This is a genomic window from Nocardioides sp. IC4_145 (assembly GCF_011250565.1).
In the GTDB taxonomy this organism is placed as follows: Bacteria; Actinomycetota; Actinomycetes; order Propionibacteriales; family Nocardioidaceae; genus Nocardioides.
The window spans coordinates 1-15794 of the sequence record NZ_JAANMS010000021.1 but is presented as its reverse complement, the minus strand read 5'-3'; the positions used below and the strand labels follow the sequence as shown (position 1 = coordinate 15794).

Sequence of the window (15794 nt, the reverse complement as noted above, 5' to 3'; positions counted from 1 at the left end):
GCTAGTGGTCGGAGCAGCAGGGGATCTGGTGGCGCGACTCGAACGGCACCAGGTGCTCCCGCCCCGGTTGCACGGTGAGCACCGCGCGCCCGTCCCGCCACGTCGGCCGAGCCCACTCGCTGAGGTCGACCAGCGTGTCGGGGCCGACCTCCGTGCCGGCCAGCGCCTCGACGGCATCGACCGCGTCGAGTGCCTCGACCTCCGCGACGGCGCACACCCGCTCCACACCCGCGCGGCCCGCGAACCGGGCGAGCCGTCCGGCGGTGCGGCCGGCGTGCTGCTCGGCCGCCGCGCGGGCACCCGCAACCAACGCCGCCGGCCCCGCCGCGTCCTCGTCACCTGCGGCGGCGACGAGCACGCCGACGTCCTGCCCGAGGGGGCCGGCGAGCTGCGCCAGCAGTGTGGCGGCCTCGGGCGCGGCCCCCGTCCACGATGCCGCGACCGCGGTGTGCGGACCGTTGTCGGTGGCGACGGCGTGCGTGCTGGCGACGTACGTCGGGGCGTCGGCGGGCAGCACTCCGTCGAGCAGATGGACGACGTGCTCGGCCCCGGCGTGGTCGCGGGTGCCGACGTCCACGGCCAGCAGCACCGTGGACGCCGGCACGTCCGGGGGCGTCGTCACCGGGTCGGGACGACCCAGATCGGGTTGGTGTAGAACCACAGGTCCACCCACGGGTCAGCGTCGCCGACGACGTCGATCTGCGGGCCGGCCGGGTCGACCGCCGCTCCGAGATAGCCCGGCTGCGACCGGTTGCCGTCGGTGCCGCGGAGCCGGACGTAGAAGGGCTCCTCCGCCCGGCCGAGGTCGTAGGTCAGCGTGTACGTGCCGGTCCGGCCCGAGGTGTCGGTCTGCGCGACCACCTTCGTGTCCGGGGCGGTGAACCGGTCGCGGTCGGCGGACCGGGACGGCAGCTCGACCTTGCCGCGGACGACGTCCACGCGGTTGAGCGACGGGACGAACTGCGACCAGTTCGGCACGTCCTGGGCGGTGATCCGCACGACCAGCTCGAGCCGGCTCCCGCGGCTGGCCATGAGCGTGCCACCGAGGGTCTCCGAGGCGTTGCGGTCGCGCCCGCGCCCGCCGGTGCTCCGGACCGTGACGTCGATCGACTTCACCAGGCCGCCGTGGTCCACCCAGATCCGGCCGTCGCGCATGCCGCGCATGACGGCGCGGTAGTCCCGGGAGGCCGCGCCGACGTGGGTGCGGCTGTAGAACCCGGGCCAGAAGTCGCCGGCGTCGAGGTTGATCCGGCCGGCGTAGACGGGGTCGCGGTACCGCCCGTCGCGGTTGAACTGCTCCGAGCTCGAGCCGTCGGGGCGGCGCGAGGTGTCCGTCCAGTTGACGTGCGAGTCGGAGTTCGCGGTGATCGACCACGGCTTGCCCTCGGCGAGCAGCGAGTCCCAGAGGCCGCCGACGGTGGAGGTCATCCAGTCGAAGCCGCCCCAGGTGCGGTAGCTCTCCGGCGGGTAGCCGGCGAACGACGCCGGGCCGGGGGCGTTGCCGTAGTAGCCGCGGGCCGAGCCGGGGCCGTACCCCTTCGGCAGGCCGGCTGCCTGGTGGCCGGGTGCACCCTCGAAGCCGATCGCGATCCGGGGGTCGGCGTCGCGCCAGGCCCGGATCTCGTGGGGGCTGTCGATGCCGTTGCGCGCCGGGTGGTTGGCGAGGAACAGCGCGTCGGCGACCCGCTTGCGGTCGACCTGCTGGCCGAGCCACTGGACGCCGGCGACGGCGAGCGCCTCGTTGGCCGGCGAGCTGCCCGACGCCCCCTTGACCGAGCCGTCGTAGGCGTTCTCGAACTGCTTGAGCACCTCGACCTCGTTCGGGCCGGGGGCCACGAAGACGGTGCCGTGCTCGGCGGCCGGGATGTTCCACTCCAGGCCCTGGAAGATCAGCGTGCCGGGCAGCTCCTCACGCGCCGTGCGGATGTCGGGGTTGACCAGGTCGACGCCGATGCGGGCGTGGGTGGCCCCGCCGTGGTCGGTGATGACCAGCCAGTCCAGGCCGTACGCCGCGGCGTGCTGGGCCTGGTCGATGACGCGGTACTGCCCGTCGGAGGAGTACTGCGTGTGGATGTGGTGGTCGCCCGCCAGCCAGTGCCGCGGTGCGCCGGAGCCCGGCTTGCCGCCGCGGGCCGGCGATGCCCCGGGCTCGGCCATCGCCGGGGTGACGCCGCGCATGCCGGCGATCCCGGCGACGGCGGCGCCGGTGATGCCGGCCGCGCGGAGCAGCCCGCGGCGGGACAGCTCGGCGGGGGAGAGGTCGCTGTCGGGGACCGAGGCGTCCGCGGCGACGGCGGTGAGGTCGTCGACCTCGTGCGCGTGCGCGTGCGCGTGCCCGTGGGAGTGGTCGTGCGGGTGCTCGTGCATGGCGATCCTTCCGAGTAGGGGCCGCCGCGGCACCGAGGCCGCCGCGGCGGCTCCACGCTGCCGCTGGCGGATGGCCGGGAAGCGGAGCGTCGGTGCCACCCGGGTGAACCGTGAGCCGCGGGCAGATGCGTCGGGCGACCCGCCCCGTGGACACCGACACCTCCCGTTCACCTGTCCCGGACAGCGTTCGCCCGTGCTCACCGATCCCACGCTGCCGCTGCGCCGAGGGGCAGAGGCGCCCACGCCCCGCACCCTGGTCGACGTCTTCCGCGCGACGGTCGCCCAGGCGGCCGACGACCCGGCGGTCGACACCGGCAACGAGGTGCTGACCTACGCCGAGCTCGAGGAGTCCGCGGACGCCCTCGCCGCGCGGCTGGCGGAGCTGGGGGTCGGCCCCGGCGACAAGGTGGGCGTGCGGATCAGCTCAGGCACCACCGACCTGTACGTCGGGATCCTCGGCATCCTGCTGGCCGGCGCGGCGTACGTCCCCGTCGACGCCGACGACCCCGACGAGCGGGCCCGCCTGGTCTTCGGCGAGGCCGACGTCGCCGCGGTGGTCGGGAACGGGCTCGCCGTGGTCGCGCGGCGCCCGGTGGACGCGCAGGTGCCCCGCCCGGTCGGGGAGCCGGGGCTGGGCGACGACGCGTGGGTGATCTTCACCTCGGGCTCGACCGGCACCCCGAAGGGCGTCGCGGTGTCCCACCGCAGCGCCGCAGCGTTCGTCGACGCCGAGGCGACGCTCTTCCTGCAGGACGCGCCGCTCGGGGTCGGCGACCGGGTCATGGCGGGCCTCTCGGTCGCCTTCGACGCTAGCTGCGAGGAGATGTGGTTGGCCTGGAGGTACGGCGCGTGCCTGGTGCCGGCCCCGCGTGCGCTGGTGCGCAGCGGCGTCGACGTCGGGCCGTGGCTCGTCGCCAACGGGATCACCGTCGTCTCGACCGTGCCCACGCTGGTCGCCCTCTGGCCGGCGGACGCGCTGGCGCAGGTGCGCCTGCTGATCATGGGCGGCGAGGCCTGCCCGCCGGAGCTGGCGGCGCGGCTGGTCGCGACCGGCCGGGAGGTGTGGAACACCTACGGCCCGACCGAGGCGACCGTCGTGGCCTGCGGTGCGGAGCTGACGGGGGAGGGCCCGGTGCGGATCGGGCTGCCGCTGGCCGGCTGGGACCTCGCCGTGGTAGACGCCGACGGGCACCACGTCGCACCGGGGGAGACCGGCGAGCTGATCATCGGCGGCGTCGGCCTCGCGCGGTACCTCGACCCCGCCAAGGACGCGGAGAAGTACGCGGCGATGCCGACCCTCGGGTGGGACCGCGCCTACCGGTCCGGCGACCTGGTGGTCTTCGACCCCGAGGGGCTGCTCTTCGGGGGCCGCGCCGACGACCAGGTCAAGCTGGGCGGCCGGCGGATCGAGCTCGGCGAGGTCGACAGCGCGCTGCTGAGGCTGCCCGGCGTCTCCGGCGCGGCGGCCGCGGTGCGACGTACCTCCGCCGGCAACCAGCTGCTCGTCGGGTACGTCGCGGTCGACGCGACCTTCGACCAGGCGGCTGCCCTCGACCAGCTTCGCCGCGCGCTCCCGGCCGCCCTCGTCCCGCGCCTCGCGGTGGTCGACGCGCTGCCCACCCGCACGTCGGGCAAGGTCGACCGCGACGCGCTGCCCTGGCCGCTGCCCGCGGCGGCCGAGGCGCCGACCGCCGGGCTGACCGCGACCGAGTCGTGGGTGTCCGAGCTGTGGCGGGAGGTGCTGGGGGCGGGCGCGACCGGTCGCGGCGACGACTTCTTCGACCTCGGCGGGGGCAGCCTGACCGCCGCGCAGATGGTCTCGCGGCTCCGGGCGCGCCACCCCGAGGTCGCGGTCGGCGACATCTACGAGCGGCCGACCCTCGGGCAGCTCGCCGCCTACCTCGACGGGCTCGCCGCGCCGGGCGCCACGAGCGACCGGACCGTGCCCGCCGTGCCGCTGAAGACCCAGGCCGGCCAGGTGGTCGCCACGGTCGCGCTGCGGATGCTCGCCGGCCCCCGCTGGCTGACGTGGGCGGCGATCGGCTCTCACGCGGCCGCCCTGCTGGGCGTCGACGGCCTGCCCCGGCCGGCGTGGCCGCTGGTGCTCCTCGGCTGGCTCCTCTTCCTCAGCCCGCCCGGCCGGATGCTGCTCGCGGCCGGCACCGCCCGGCTGGTGCTCGCGGGCGTCGGCCCCGGCGACCACCCGCGCGGCGGCAAGGTCCACCTGCGGCTGTGGCTGGCCGAGCGGGCCGCGGACGAGCTGGGCGCGACCGGGCTGGCGGGCGCGCCGGCGATGACCTGGTACGCCCGGCTGCTGGGCGCCGACGTCGGCCGCGACGTCGACCTCCACTCCCTCCCGCCGGTCACCGGGCTGCTCCGGCTCGGCAAGAGCTGCTCGGTCGAGCCGGAGGTCGACCTGCGCGGCTGGTGGGTCGACGGCGACGTCGTGCACCTCGGCGCGATCTCCGTGGGCGCCCGGGCCAAGGTCGGCGCGCGCTCGACGCTGTGCCCCGGTGCCGAGGTCGGTCGGGACGCCGAGGTCGCGCCGGGCTCGGCGGTCCTCGGCCGGGTGCCGGACGAGGAGTTCTGGTCCGGCGCCCCCGCCACGCGGGTCAGCGAGGCGGCGCGGGGACCCTGGTCGGGCCGTCCTGACACGTCGCGCGCCTGGGTCGCGGCGTACGCCGCCGTGGCCGCGCTGCTGGCGCTGCTGCCGGTCGTGGCGGTCGCCGCGGGCGGGGCCGTGCTGCTGGCGCTCGGCCCGGCGTCGTACGACGGCCCCCGGGACGCGCTCGTCGGGCTGCTGCCCTGGGTGCCGCTCGCCACGCTGGTCGGTCTCGTCGTCCTGGCCGCCCTGGTGTGGCTGGTCGTCCGGGTGGCTGCCCTGCGCGTCCGGCCTGGCGTCCACCCCGTGCGCAGCGGTCCGGCGCTGGCCGTGTGGACGACGATGCGGGTGCTCGACGAGGCGCGGACCTGGCTGTTCCCGCTCTACTCCTCGCTGCTCACGCCGGTCTGGCTGCGGGCGCTCGGCGCGCGGGTCGGCCGCCGGGTCGAGGCCTCGACGGTGCTGCTCGTGCCGTCCCTGACCCAGGTCAACGACCAGGCGTTCCTCGCCGACGACACGCTCATCGGCTGCTACGAGCTGGGCGGGGGCTGGCTGCGGGTCGAGCGGGTGAAGATCGGCAAGCGCGCCTTCGTGGGCAACTCCGGCATGGCGGCGCCGGGCCGCAAGGTGCCCAAGGCGTCGCTCGTCGCCGTCCTGTCCGCCGCGCCGCGGCGCGCCCGGGCCCGGTCCGGTGAGTCCTGGCTCGGCAGCCCGCCGGCGCCGCTGCGCCGGGTCGCCCAGGACACCGACGGGGGCCGCACCTACGAGCCGCCCACCCGGCTGGTCGTGGCGCGATCGCTGGTCGAGCTGTGCCGTCTGGTCCCGGTCGTGCTCGCCGTCGCGCTGACCCTCGTGGTCGCGGTGGCGCTCGTGGCGCTCCTCGACCGGTGGGGCGTCCTCGCGGTGGTCCTGCTCGCCGGCCCGCTGCTCGCGCTCGGCGGCCTGGTCGCGGCTGCGGTCACGACCACTGCCAAGTGGCTGCTCGTCGGCCGGACCCGGCCCGGCGCGCACCCGCTGTGGAGCTCCTTCGTGTGGCGCAACGAGCTGGCCGACACCTTCGTCGAGGTGCTGGCCGCGCCGTGGTTCGCCCGCGCCGCGGTCGGCACGCCGCTGCTGACCGCGTGGTTCCGCACGATGGGCGCCCGGATCGGGCGGGGCGTGTGGTGCGAGACCTACTGGCTGCCCGAGGCCGACCTGGTCGACCTGCGCGACGGCGCCACCGTCAACGCCGGCAGCGTCGTGCAGACGCACCTGTTCCACGACCGCATGCTCACCACCGACACCGTGACCCTCCTGCGCGGCTCGACGCTGGGCCCGAACAGCGTCATCCTCCCCGCGGCGACGCTGGGCCGCCACGCTACGGTCGGCCCCGTGTCGTTGGTGATGAGGGGCGAGTCCGTGCCGGACAAGACGACCTGGATCGGCAACCCCATCGGCCCCTGGACGGCGGAGCGGTGAAGCTGCCCGGTCAGCACGGCCTCCCCACCGCGGACGACTACCTCCCCGGCCACGGCGACCACGCCTGGAGCGCCCGCCACTACGACCTCGAGCTCGACTACGACCTCGCCCCCAACCGGCTCCGCGGCCGGGCCACCATCGACGCCGTCGCGGTGGCCGACGGCCTCGACCGGGTGGTCCTCGACCTCGCCGGGCTGGAGGCCGACAAGGTCACCGTGGGCGGCCGGAGCCCGAAGCGGTGGACCGCTCGCGGCGACCGGTTGGTGGTCTCGCTCGCCGAGCCGCTCGCAGCCGGCACCGAGCTCCGGATCGTCGTGAAGTACGCCGGCACCCCGCGGCCGCTGGTCGACGACGTCCACGGCGACGCCGGCTGGGAGGAGCTGGAGGACGGCGTGATCGTCGCGGGCCAGCCGCACGGCGCCCCCACGTGGTTCCCCTGCAACGACCGGCCGGACGACAAGGCGACGTACCGCATCACGGTGACGACCGAGCCGGGGTACGTCGTGGTCGCCAACGGCGAGCGCACCGAGCGCGTGCGTCAGGGCTCCGGCCTGCGGTGGGTGCACGAGCAGCGCGAGCCGATGGCGACGTACCTCGCCACGGTCCAGGTGGGGCGGTACGACGTCCACGACCTGGTCGGCGCCCGGGTCCCTGTCCGCGCCGCGGTGCCGGAGGGCACCGACACCGGCGACGAGGCGTTCACCGCCGGGTTCGGCCGGCAGGCCGAGATGGTCGCCTTCTTCGAGGAGCTCTTCGGGCCCTACCCGTTCGCGGCGTACACCTCCGTCGTCACCGCCGACGACCTGGAGATCCCGCTCGAGGCGCAGGGGCTCTCCACCTTCGGCGCCAACTTCCTCGATCCCGACTGGCGCTCGGTGCGGCTGGTCGCGCACGAGCTCGCGCACCAGTGGTTCGGCAACGCGGTGACGCTCGCCCGCTGGCGCGACATCTGGCTGCACGAGGGCTTCGCCTGCTACGCCGAGTGGCTCTGGTCCGAGCGATCCGGCGGCGACCCCGCCGACGTGCACGCCCGCTCCCACCACGAGCGCCTCGGCGACTCCGACCAGGACCTCGTGCTCTCCGACCCCGGTCCGGAGACGATGTTCGACGACCGGGTCTACAAGCGCGGCGCGCTCACCCTGCACGCGCTGCGGCTGACCGTGGGTGACGAGGCGTTCTTCGAGCTGCTGCGCACGTGGTGCGAGCGGCACCGCGGCGGGTCGGTCACCACCACCGAGCTCGTCGCGCTGGCCGGCGAGGTCACCGGGCAGGACCTGGGCGGACTGTTCCGGGCGTGGCTCGACGAACCCGCCCTGCCCGACCTCCCGGCACCGCCGGACCGGCCAGGCACCAGCTGACGTCGCGGCCCGCGACGGTGCCGACGTAGCCGTCCGGCGCCCCGAGGTCGTGCGTCGGCACGTCGTCCGGCAGGTCGTCGCGCGGGTCGTGGGCCAGGCCCGTCCCCGCGTGCTTGAGGAGCGCCTCGGCCCGGGTCCACGCCCGCCGGTCGCCGTACGCCTCGACCGGCGAGCCCTCGCGCTCCACGTCGACGCCGACCGGCCCGCCGTGGCCCCAGGCCAGGGCGACCAGCCCGTCGGCGTACGCCAGGGACACCCGGGGGAGCGGTCCGGCCCCGGTCAGCAGGGGCTGGCCGTGGTCGTCGCCGCCGCAGCGCGGGCAGAGCCGGACGACTCCGGCCGCGCCGGTGTGCTCGAGCAGGAGCCGTGTGGCCAGCGCGCGCAGCGCCTCCCGTTCCGACCCCTCTCTCCGCACGGCCCCGACGATAGGCCGGTCGGCCCACCCGACCGGCGGGTGTTCGCCGGCTGTGCGCCTGCGGTCCTCCCGCCGGTGGAGCGGCGGTGGCCGACCGTGGTCAGGGTGTGGTGCCGTGAGCGGCAGCCTCGTCACGGTGACGGTCCTGGGCACGGCCGTCGTCGTGTTCTGGGTCTGGGCCCTGCTCCGGCTGTGGCGCTGACGCCGGGGTCGGGCGGGTCCGCAGCAGCGCCACGGCCGAGCCCAGCACGAGGAGCAGCGCCAGCAGCACGTAGGAACCGCCGGCCAGGTGCTCGACGGGACCCCAGTCGAGCTCGCGGTCCTCGCCGTGCGGGGGCCACCAGAGCAGCCGGGTGGCGAAGACGGCCACGACGACCGGCGCGGTCCGGGGCAGGGCCACCACGGCCACGACCACCCACACCCAGTGGTGGCTCCACGAGACCGGTGACGCCAGGAGCATCGCCCCGCCGGCGAGCGCCAGGCCGAGCGCCCGGTGCCCGCGCCGGTACCACGCCACGCCGCACGCCAGGGTCGCGAGGGACGCCGCGCCCGCTACGGCGAGCCACACGACGGTCGACGGGTGCCCGTCGCCGAGGCGGGCCAGGAGCCCGTTGACCGACTGGTTGCTGACGAAGGCGACGCCCCCGACCCGGTCGGGGTCCCGGACCGCAGCGGTCCAGTAGGCCTCGGCGTCCCGGGGGAGCAGGGCCGCCCCGAGCAGCACCGTGCCGCCGAACACCGCCAGCGCCCGCACGGCCCGGCCCGGCCGGCGGACGAGGGCGAGCAGGACGACGAAGACCAGCGGCGTCAGCTTCACGCCGGCGGCGATCCCCAGCAGCCACGGGCTGCGCGGCCGGTCCGGCTCCAGCACGGCCGCGGTGACCAGCGCCATCAGCAACAGGTTGACCTGCCCGAAGGACAGCGTCTGCTCGAGCGGCTCCAGCACGCCCAGCCCCACGACGAGCAGCCCGAGGGCGGCGGGTCCCAGCCGCGGCGCGAGCAGCCGGACGGTCCAGCCCAGCGCCGCGACCGAGGCGCCGGCGAGCAGGCCGGCCGCGAGGGGCGAGGGGAGCGCCGCGAGCGGGAGGAACAGCAGCGCCGCGAACGGCGGGTAGGTGAACGGCAGCCCGCTCGCCGGGTCGGTGCCGGCGTACACGTCCTCGCCGCGCGCCACCTGCCCGGCGCCGAACCGGTAGACCGAGAGGTCGATGAACGCCGGCGTCCAGGCCGCCTCCACGACCGCTGCACACACCGCTGCGGCCGCGGCGAGCGCCAGCAACACGGCCCGCCGGCCGTCAGGTCGCACCACGTCCGCGGACCCCGGTCAGACCGCGGGGCGGAGGGCGTCGTACGTCGCGTGCTGCTCGACGAGGGCGGCGTACGCGTCGACGCAGTGTCGCTCGGAGAGCCGGTGCCGGTGGCCCAGGATCCGTGCCCGGTGCCCCTCGCGGGCCTCGAGCGCGGTCTCCCACGCCAGCGCGACGGCGTCCGGCTCGCGGCTGGTGACCAGGCGGGGGTCGCCGACCATCTCCGCGGCGTCGCCGACGTCGGTGGTGACCGGCACGGTGCCGCTGGCCATCGCCTCCAGCAGCGACAGGGGCGCCGCCTCGCCATAGGCGCTGGTGAGCGCCACGAGGTCGGCGGCGTTGTAGAGGCGCGGCATGTCCGCGCGGATCCCGAGCAGGTGCACCCGGTCCTGCGCGTCCGACCAGCCGCGCAGCGTCGTCGCGGCCAGGTCGACGAGCCTGTCGTTGGTCGGCGCCATCCCGGCGCCGCAGAGGACGACGTGCACGTCGGGTCGCCGGCGCGCGAGGGTGGCGACCGCCCGCAGGAACAGCGGGACGTCCTTCATCGGGTCGAAGCGGGCGGCGAGGAGGACGACGGGTGCACCGCTCGGGATGCCGAGCTCCCGGCGTGCGTCGCGGCGCTCGGAGGCCGAGGGCCGGTACCGCCGGAGGTCGACGCCGTTGTGGACGATCGGCAGCCGGCTCAGCGGGATGCCGGTCGCCGCGTGGTAGGACCGCTGGGTCGACCGCGCGCAGCAGACCGCCGAGGTGACGACCCCGCGGTCGACGAGCTCGACGAGGTCGGCCACGGCGGACCCGTGGTGCTCGGGGTCGGACCGGTGCAGGGAGACGAGCACCGGGGTGCCGCCGGTGTCGACCCGGCGCAGCGCGGCGAGCGGCTGCTCCTTCAGCGACAGCACCACGTCGGCGCCCCGGACCGCCCGCTCGAGCCGCGCGAGGTGCCCGGGGCCGACGGCGCCGGCCGAGGACCGGTCGAGCGCGTCGACGGCGACGCCGGCGTCGACCAGCCGCCGCCAGCTGCCGTCGCGGTCGGCCCGCTGGACGGTGCCCTCGCGGGCCGTGCTGCTCGCCAGGCCCAGCACGCTGTGCCGTTGGTCCGTCGCGGCGTGCAGCCCGGTCACCACCGAGGTGTGCTGGATCCGCGCACCCCCGGCGAAGAAGCCCTCGTAGACCGACAGCACCCGGGTCCCGCTCCGGGGACCGACCATCCTCGCCATGCACCACCCCTCTCGTCGGTGGCGCGAACGTAGGCGTCCCCGGGGGTGGACAGGGCGTCCTGCGGTGAGCGGGGGATGAAGGGCCGCCGTCGGGCAGGTGACGCCGCCCGTGACCGGCTGTCAGCGGCCGTCAGCGGGCGAAGCGTCGGAGCCGCTCGCCGTCGAGGATCGCGATCGACCGGCGTCCCAGCTCGATCCAGCCGCGCCCGGCGAAGCTCGAGAGGGCCTTGTTGACCGTCTCCCGGGCGGAGCCGACGAGCTGCGCCAGCTCCTCCTGGGTGAGCTGGTGCTCGACGACCACGACGCCGCGACCGTCCTCGAGCCCGAACTGCTCGGCGAGCTTGAGGACGAGCCGCGCGACGCGTGTGGGGACGTCGGCGAAGACCAGGTCGGAGATGACGTCGTTCGAGGCGCGCAGCCGCCGCCCGAGGTGGCGCAGCAGCAGGGGCGCCGCGGCCGGCTGGTCGGCGAGCCAGCGGTCGAAGCGGGCCTGGGACAGCTCCAACACCACCGACGGCGTGAGGGCGGTGGCGGTGGCGGTCCGGTCGCTGCCGTCGAGCAGGGACATCTCGCCGACCGTGTCGCCGGGACCCAGCACCGCCAGGATGCTCGGGCGGCCGCTCGCCGTCGTGCGGGTCAGCTTCAGGCTCCCCTCCCGCACCAGGCAGAGGCTGCGGCCGGGCTCGCCCTGGTCGAAGAGCCGCTCCCGCCGGTGCAGGTGGCGCACCTCGAAGGCGGCGAGCACGTCGGCCAGGGCCTCCTCGTCCATGCCGAGCACCGGGCTGAGGGCAGCGGAGACGGCGGGATGGACGTCATGAAACCTTTCAATCACGGGATCATCGTGCCTTGCCCGTGGTCGTCCCGGGTGCCACTCGCCGAAGTCGGAGCCGTTCGACCGGGTTCCCGGCCACGAGGTGCTCGGCGACGACCGCGCCGGCCGCGGCCCGGTCGACGCCGCCGTACCAGACGTCGTCGGGGTGGACGGTGACGACGGGGGCCCGGTTGCAGGGGAACTGGCAGCCGGTCTGGGTGAGGAGCACGTCGTCGCCGAGGTCGTGCCGGGCGAGCTCGACGACGAGCGCGGCGGCGGTCTCCTCCGCGCCCGCGGCTGTGCACCGGGGCCCGCGGCAGACGAGGACCTGGTGGCGGTGGCGCGGCACGTCCTCCCAGGCCCCGGACCGCAGGCCGGGTCCGGCCCCGGTGACCGGCTGGGCGCGCGCGACGAGGTCGTCCCACGCGGTCTCGTCGGTGAGGTACGCCGGGGCGGTGAGCAGCTCGGGAGCGCCGGCGCCGTACGCCGCCCACCAGTGCGCGGTGATCCGGCGCAGCCACGACACCCCGGGCCCGGTCGCCCCGCCGACCCCGACGAGCACGACGCGGGCAGCCCCGTCGCCGGTGAGCCGCGTGAGCACCGTGCCCAGCCCGGGGGAGCCGAGCTGCAGGAAGGCGAGCTCGGCGCCGACGCGACGCGCGACCGCCAGCAGCTCCGCCCGACGGGCGGGGTCGGCCGCCGTCGTGCCGACGAGGACGTACGCCGTCACCGGGATCCCTCGGACGGGCCGTCCCAGACCAGGTGCTGCCGCGGCAGGCGGGGGTGCGGCGCGAGCGACGCCTCGACGCCGTACACCTCGCCCAGCAGCGAGGTGGTCAGCGCGGCGCCGACCGGGCCGTGGCCCCGGACCCGGCCCCCGTCGAGCACCACCACGTCGTCGCAGAACGCCGCGGCCAGCTCCAGGTCGTGCAGCGCCGCGACCGCGGTCAGGCCGAGTTCGCGGACCAGCGAGAGGAAGCGCAGCTGCTGGCCCAGGTCGAGGTGGTTGGTCGGCTCGTCGAGCAGCAGCACCTCCGGCTCCTGCGCCAGTGTCCTCCCGAGGTGGGCCCGCTGCCGCTCGCCGCCCGAGAGCGTGCCCCAGGGCCGCTCCGCGAGCGTGGCGAGCCCGACCATCCCGAGCACCTCCTCGACGACCGCCGTCCCACGCGGGTCGCGGGCCGCACCCCCGAGCCGGCCGCGGTGGGGGAGCCGGCCGAGCGTGACGACCTCGCGGACGGTCAGGTCCACCGTCGTCGCGGCGTGCTGCTCGACGAGCGCGACGGTGCGGGCCCGGCGGCGGTCCGGCAACGAGCGCAGGTCGGTGCCGCCGACCCGGACCTCGCCGGCGTCGGGACGACGCAGGCCGGCCAGCACGTGCAGCAGCGTGGTCTTGCCCGAGCCGTTGGGACCGAGCAGCCCGGTCATCCGCCCTCCGGCGGCCCGCAGCCCGACGGAGTCGAGCACGGTCCGGTCACCGAGCCGGACGGTCACCCCCTCGGCACTGAGCTCGGGCAGGTCGCCGTGGGCGCCCCGGTGGACGCAGTTTCCGCGGTGGCTCATGCGACGGTCCTCCTGGCCATCAGCCAGACGAGTACGGGGACGCCGATGAGCGCGGTCAGGGCACCGATCGGCACCTCCTGCCCGTCGACCAGCGACCGCGCGGCGGTGTCGGCCCAGACGAGGAGCACCGCGCCGGCGACCGCCGAGGCGGGCAGCAGGGCGCGGTGCCGCGACCCGACCAGTGGTCGGACCAGGTGCGGCACGACGAGCCCCACGAAGCCGATCGCCCCGGCGTACGCCACGGTCGTCGCGGTGACCAGCGCCGTGCCCACCATCAACACCCACCGGGTGGCAGACACGGGGACGCCGAGCGAGCGGGCAGAGGTCTCCCCGAACGCGAACGCGTCGAGCCGCTCGGCGTACGCCAGGAACCACACCAGCGCGACCACGGCGGCACCGACGAGCACGAGCGCGCTGCCCCAGCGGAGGCCGGCGAGCGAGCCGAGCGTCCAGGCGAGCACCCGGCGCGCAGCGTCCCCCTGCCCGTGCATGATCACGACCACCGACGTGTACGCGCCGCACAGGTGCGCGACCGCCACGCCGGCCAGGACCGTGCGGTGCGGGCGGAGCGCGCCGCCCCCGGCCGACGCGACCAGCAGCACGGCGGCGAGCGCGGCGAGGGCGCCGGCGAAGGCGGCGGCCGGGAGCACGGCGCCTGCGGCGAGACCGCCGACGCCCATCCCGAGCACGATCACGCTGACCGCGCCGACCCCGGCGCCGCTGGAGACGCCGAGCAGGAACGGGTCGGCCAGGTCGTTGCGGGTCAGCGACTGCAGCACCGCGCCGCACGACGCGAGCACGGCACCCACCGCTACGGCGCCGAGGATCCGGGGCAGTCGCAGCTGCCAGACCAGCTGGTCCTCCAGCAGGGTCACGTCGAAGTCACCCGCACCGGCGCGGCGCGCCAGGACCGCCAGGACGCGGGTCACCGGCACGTCGACCGATCCCACCCCCAGGGCGACCGCACAGCTGCCGAGCAGGACCGCGAGCGCACCGAGGACCAGGAGCCCGCGACCGGTCCGGCTGCGAGCGCCCTGCGGGCTCACCCATCCAGCCCGAGCTCGTCGAGCTGCTCGGCGAGCGAGGCGGCCCCGTCGACCAGCCGCACCCCCGCGGTCGAGGCGGAGAACGGCACCACCGCGTAGCGCTGCTCGCGGACCGCGGTGAGCCCGCTGAGCACCGGGTCGGACTCCAGGTGGGCCCGCTTGTCCTCGGCCGGGTCCCAGGCGGCGTCGACCAGCACGATCGCGTCCGGGTCGGCGGCCAGCACGTCCTCCCAGCTGCCCTCGGCCCAGGAGCCGGGGAGGTCACCGAAGACGTTGGTCGCGCCCACGGCGTCGAGGACCAGCTGCGGACCCCCGTCGCCGGCGCCGACGTTGGGCGTTTTGGTGCCGCCGTCCCACCACAGGACCTTGAGGCCGTCACCGGTCGCCTCGGTCCGCAGGGCGGCGAGCTCGTCCTCCTGCTCGTCCCGGAGCCGCTCGGCGGCCTCGGGGTGGCCCAGAGCGGCCGCGACGTCCGCGACCTCGTCCCAGACGGCCTCGAACGACGCGCCAGGACGGTCTCCGGCCTCCGGGCAGCCGAACGGGGAGAGGTAGGAGCCGACGCCGGCGGCGGCGAGGTCGTCCTGCGTGCCGGCCACGGCCGGTTCGAAGGCGCTCGCGTAGGAGGCGTAGACGAAGTCGGGGCGTGCGGCCAGCAGCTGCTCGTTGGTGGGGTACTCCGCCGAGAGGACCGGGACGGCGTCGTACGCCGCCTGCCACTCGTCGGGGACGGCGTCGTCGAGGTAGGCAGTGCCGGCGAGCTGGTCGGCCAGCCCGAGTGCGAGGACGACCTCGGTGGCGCCCTGGTTGAGGGTCACCACCTCGGTCGGCGGCTCCTCGACGGTGACCTCGTGACCACAGCTGGTGACGGTGACGGGGAAGCGGTCAGTGGGGCGGGGTGCGGCGGACTCGGCCGCCGGTGCCCCGGTGCAGCCGGACAGCAGCCCGGTGGTGAGGACGAGCCCCCCGACCAGGACAGTGGGCAGGGTCGGACGCAGGACGGTACGACGGATCATCGGTGGTGCTCTCTTCCAGGAACCCTCGTGGAGGTGAAGCGCCGTGGCCGGTCTCCTGGCTCGCGCATCGACGTCCGACGACCGACCTTCCCAGGCTTGCGCCCAGTGGTCCTGACACCTGCGTGTCAGTGAGGTCGCGGGACTCCGCGCTCACAGTGGCGAGGGCCGCGCCGGTCTCGCACCGGCTTCCCGTTCACCACGGCACGCGGAACGTACCACCGCACCGGCCCCACCAGCTGCACCGTCCGCGACTGGGTCGAGGTGGCGCGTGCGCAGGGTCGAGGTGGCGCGTGCGCAGGGTCGAGGTGGCGCGTGCGGAGGGTCGAGGTGGCGCGCGCAGGGTCGAGGTGGCGCTGCCACCTCGACCCTGCGGGGTTGCCACCTCGACCCTGTGGGGTTGCCACCTCGACCCTGCGGGGTTGCCACCTCGCCCCTGCGGGGTTGCCACCTCGACCCTGCGGGGTTGCCACCTCGCCCCTGCGGGGTTGCCACCTCGACCCTGCGGGGTTGCCACCTCGACCCTGCGGGGTTGCCACGTCGGACCTGCGGGGGTGCCACCTCGGCGGTGCGGGGGGTCGCCGTCACCCGGCCACCGGGCCGGTCCGGGGTGGGCGCCGGAGCACCCACGCCAGGGCGGGGT

The 15794-nt window shown here is 76.0% G+C and carries 12 protein-coding genes and 1 riboswitch; of the genes, 2 read left to right on the top strand and 10 right to left on the bottom strand.

The features are described from left to right. Window position 1 precedes the first annotated feature (1 nt). On the bottom strand, window positions 2-622 hold the full coding sequence (locus tag G6553_RS10545; RefSeq protein ID WP_166192006.1) for a hypothetical protein: 621 nt from the start codon (window positions 620-622) through the stop codon (window positions 2-4). After that, complete coding sequence (locus G6553_RS10540; RefSeq protein WP_166192003.1) at window positions 619-2367, bottom strand: PHP domain-containing protein; 1749 nt, start codon at window positions 2365-2367, stop codon at window positions 619-621. The genes G6553_RS10545 and G6553_RS10540 overlap by 4 nt, the downstream gene beginning before the upstream one ends. A gap of 193 nt (window positions 2368-2560) precedes the next feature. On the opposite strand from G6553_RS10540, the gene G6553_RS10535 reads away from it, so the two are divergent. Together G6553_RS10535 and G6553_RS10530 are read left to right on the top strand one after the other, a co-directional pair. Continuing rightward, a complete protein-coding gene (locus G6553_RS10535) occupies window positions 2561-6427 on the top strand; it encodes a Pls/PosA family non-ribosomal peptide synthetase (RefSeq protein WP_347565630.1) in 3867 nt (1288 codons plus the stop codon). Then, the gene (locus G6553_RS10530) at window positions 6424-7785 is read left to right on the top strand and encodes a M1 family metallopeptidase (protein WP_347565629.1); all 1362 of its coding nucleotides are present in this window, start codon (window positions 6424-6426) and stop codon (window positions 7783-7785) included. Before G6553_RS10535 ends, G6553_RS10530 begins: the two co-directional genes overlap by 4 nt. Here the strand turns inward: G6553_RS10530 and G6553_RS10525 are convergent. The 8 genes from G6553_RS10525 to G6553_RS10490 all read right to left on the bottom strand — a co-directional run bounded on the left by G6553_RS10525 (window position 7688) and on the right by G6553_RS10490 (window position 15154). Continuing rightward, window positions 7688-8200: a hypothetical protein gene (locus G6553_RS10525; protein WP_166191997.1), complete on the bottom strand. Its 513-nt coding sequence runs from the start codon at window positions 8198-8200 to the stop codon at window positions 7688-7690. The genes G6553_RS10530 and G6553_RS10525 overlap by 98 nt on opposite strands. 100 nt (window positions 8201-8300) lie before the next feature. Beyond that, entirely contained in the window at window positions 8301-9509 is a 1209-nt protein-coding gene (locus G6553_RS10520; RefSeq protein ID WP_166191994.1) for a glycosyltransferase 87 family protein, read from the bottom strand. 15 nt (window positions 9510-9524) lie between these two features. Then, on the bottom strand, window positions 9525-10724 hold the full coding sequence (locus tag G6553_RS10515) for a glycosyltransferase (RefSeq protein WP_207619614.1): 1200 nt from the start codon (window positions 10722-10724) through the stop codon (window positions 9525-9527). A gap of 130 nt (window positions 10725-10854) precedes the next feature. Further along, window positions 10855-11493, bottom strand: coding sequence for a Crp/Fnr family transcriptional regulator (locus tag G6553_RS10510; RefSeq protein WP_166192110.1), 639 nt, complete (start codon window positions 11491-11493; stop codon window positions 10855-10857). A 67-nt stretch (window positions 11494-11560) separates the two neighbouring features. After that, on the bottom strand, window positions 11561-12265 hold the full coding sequence (locus tag G6553_RS10505; protein WP_166191991.1) for a (2Fe-2S) ferredoxin domain-containing protein: 705 nt from the start codon (window positions 12263-12265) through the stop codon (window positions 11561-11563). Further along, window positions 12262-13095, bottom strand: coding sequence for an ABC transporter ATP-binding protein (locus G6553_RS10500; RefSeq protein WP_166191988.1), 834 nt, complete (start codon window positions 13093-13095; stop codon window positions 12262-12264). The genes G6553_RS10505 and G6553_RS10500 overlap by 4 nt, the downstream gene beginning before the upstream one ends. Next, window positions 13092-14141, bottom strand: a complete 1050-nt coding sequence (locus tag G6553_RS10495; RefSeq protein ID WP_166191985.1) for an iron chelate uptake ABC transporter family permease subunit — start codon at window positions 14139-14141, stop codon at window positions 13092-13094. Before G6553_RS10495 ends, G6553_RS10500 begins: the two co-directional genes overlap by 4 nt. After that, on the bottom strand, window positions 14138-15154 hold the full coding sequence (locus tag G6553_RS10490; protein WP_166191982.1) for an ABC transporter substrate-binding protein: 1017 nt from the start codon (window positions 15152-15154) through the stop codon (window positions 14138-14140). The genes G6553_RS10495 and G6553_RS10490 overlap by 4 nt, the downstream gene beginning before the upstream one ends. 27 nt (window positions 15155-15181) lie before the next feature. Further along, window positions 15182-15389, bottom strand: a riboswitch (cobalamin riboswitch). Between the last annotated feature and the right edge of the window lie 405 nt (window positions 15390-15794).

Coding starts and splice junctions, on each gene's coding strand:
- G6553_RS10540 (WP_166192003.1), bottom strand. CDS start 2,367: ATGCACGAGCACCCGCACGACCACTCCCACGGGCACGCGCACGCGCAC.
- G6553_RS10515 (WP_207619614.1), bottom strand. CDS start 10,724: ATGGCGAGGATGGTCGGTCCCCGGAGCGGGACCCGGGTGCTGTCGGTC.
- G6553_RS10510 (WP_166192110.1), bottom strand. CDS start 11,493: ATGGACGAGGAGGCCCTGGCCGACGTGCTCGCCGCCTTCGAGGTGCGC.
- G6553_RS10500 (WP_166191988.1), bottom strand. CDS start 13,095: ATGAGCCACCGCGGAAACTGCGTCCACCGGGGCGCCCACGGCGACCTG.
- G6553_RS10490 (WP_166191982.1), bottom strand. CDS start 15,154: ATGATCCGTCGTACCGTCCTGCGTCCGACCCTGCCCACTGTCCTGGTC.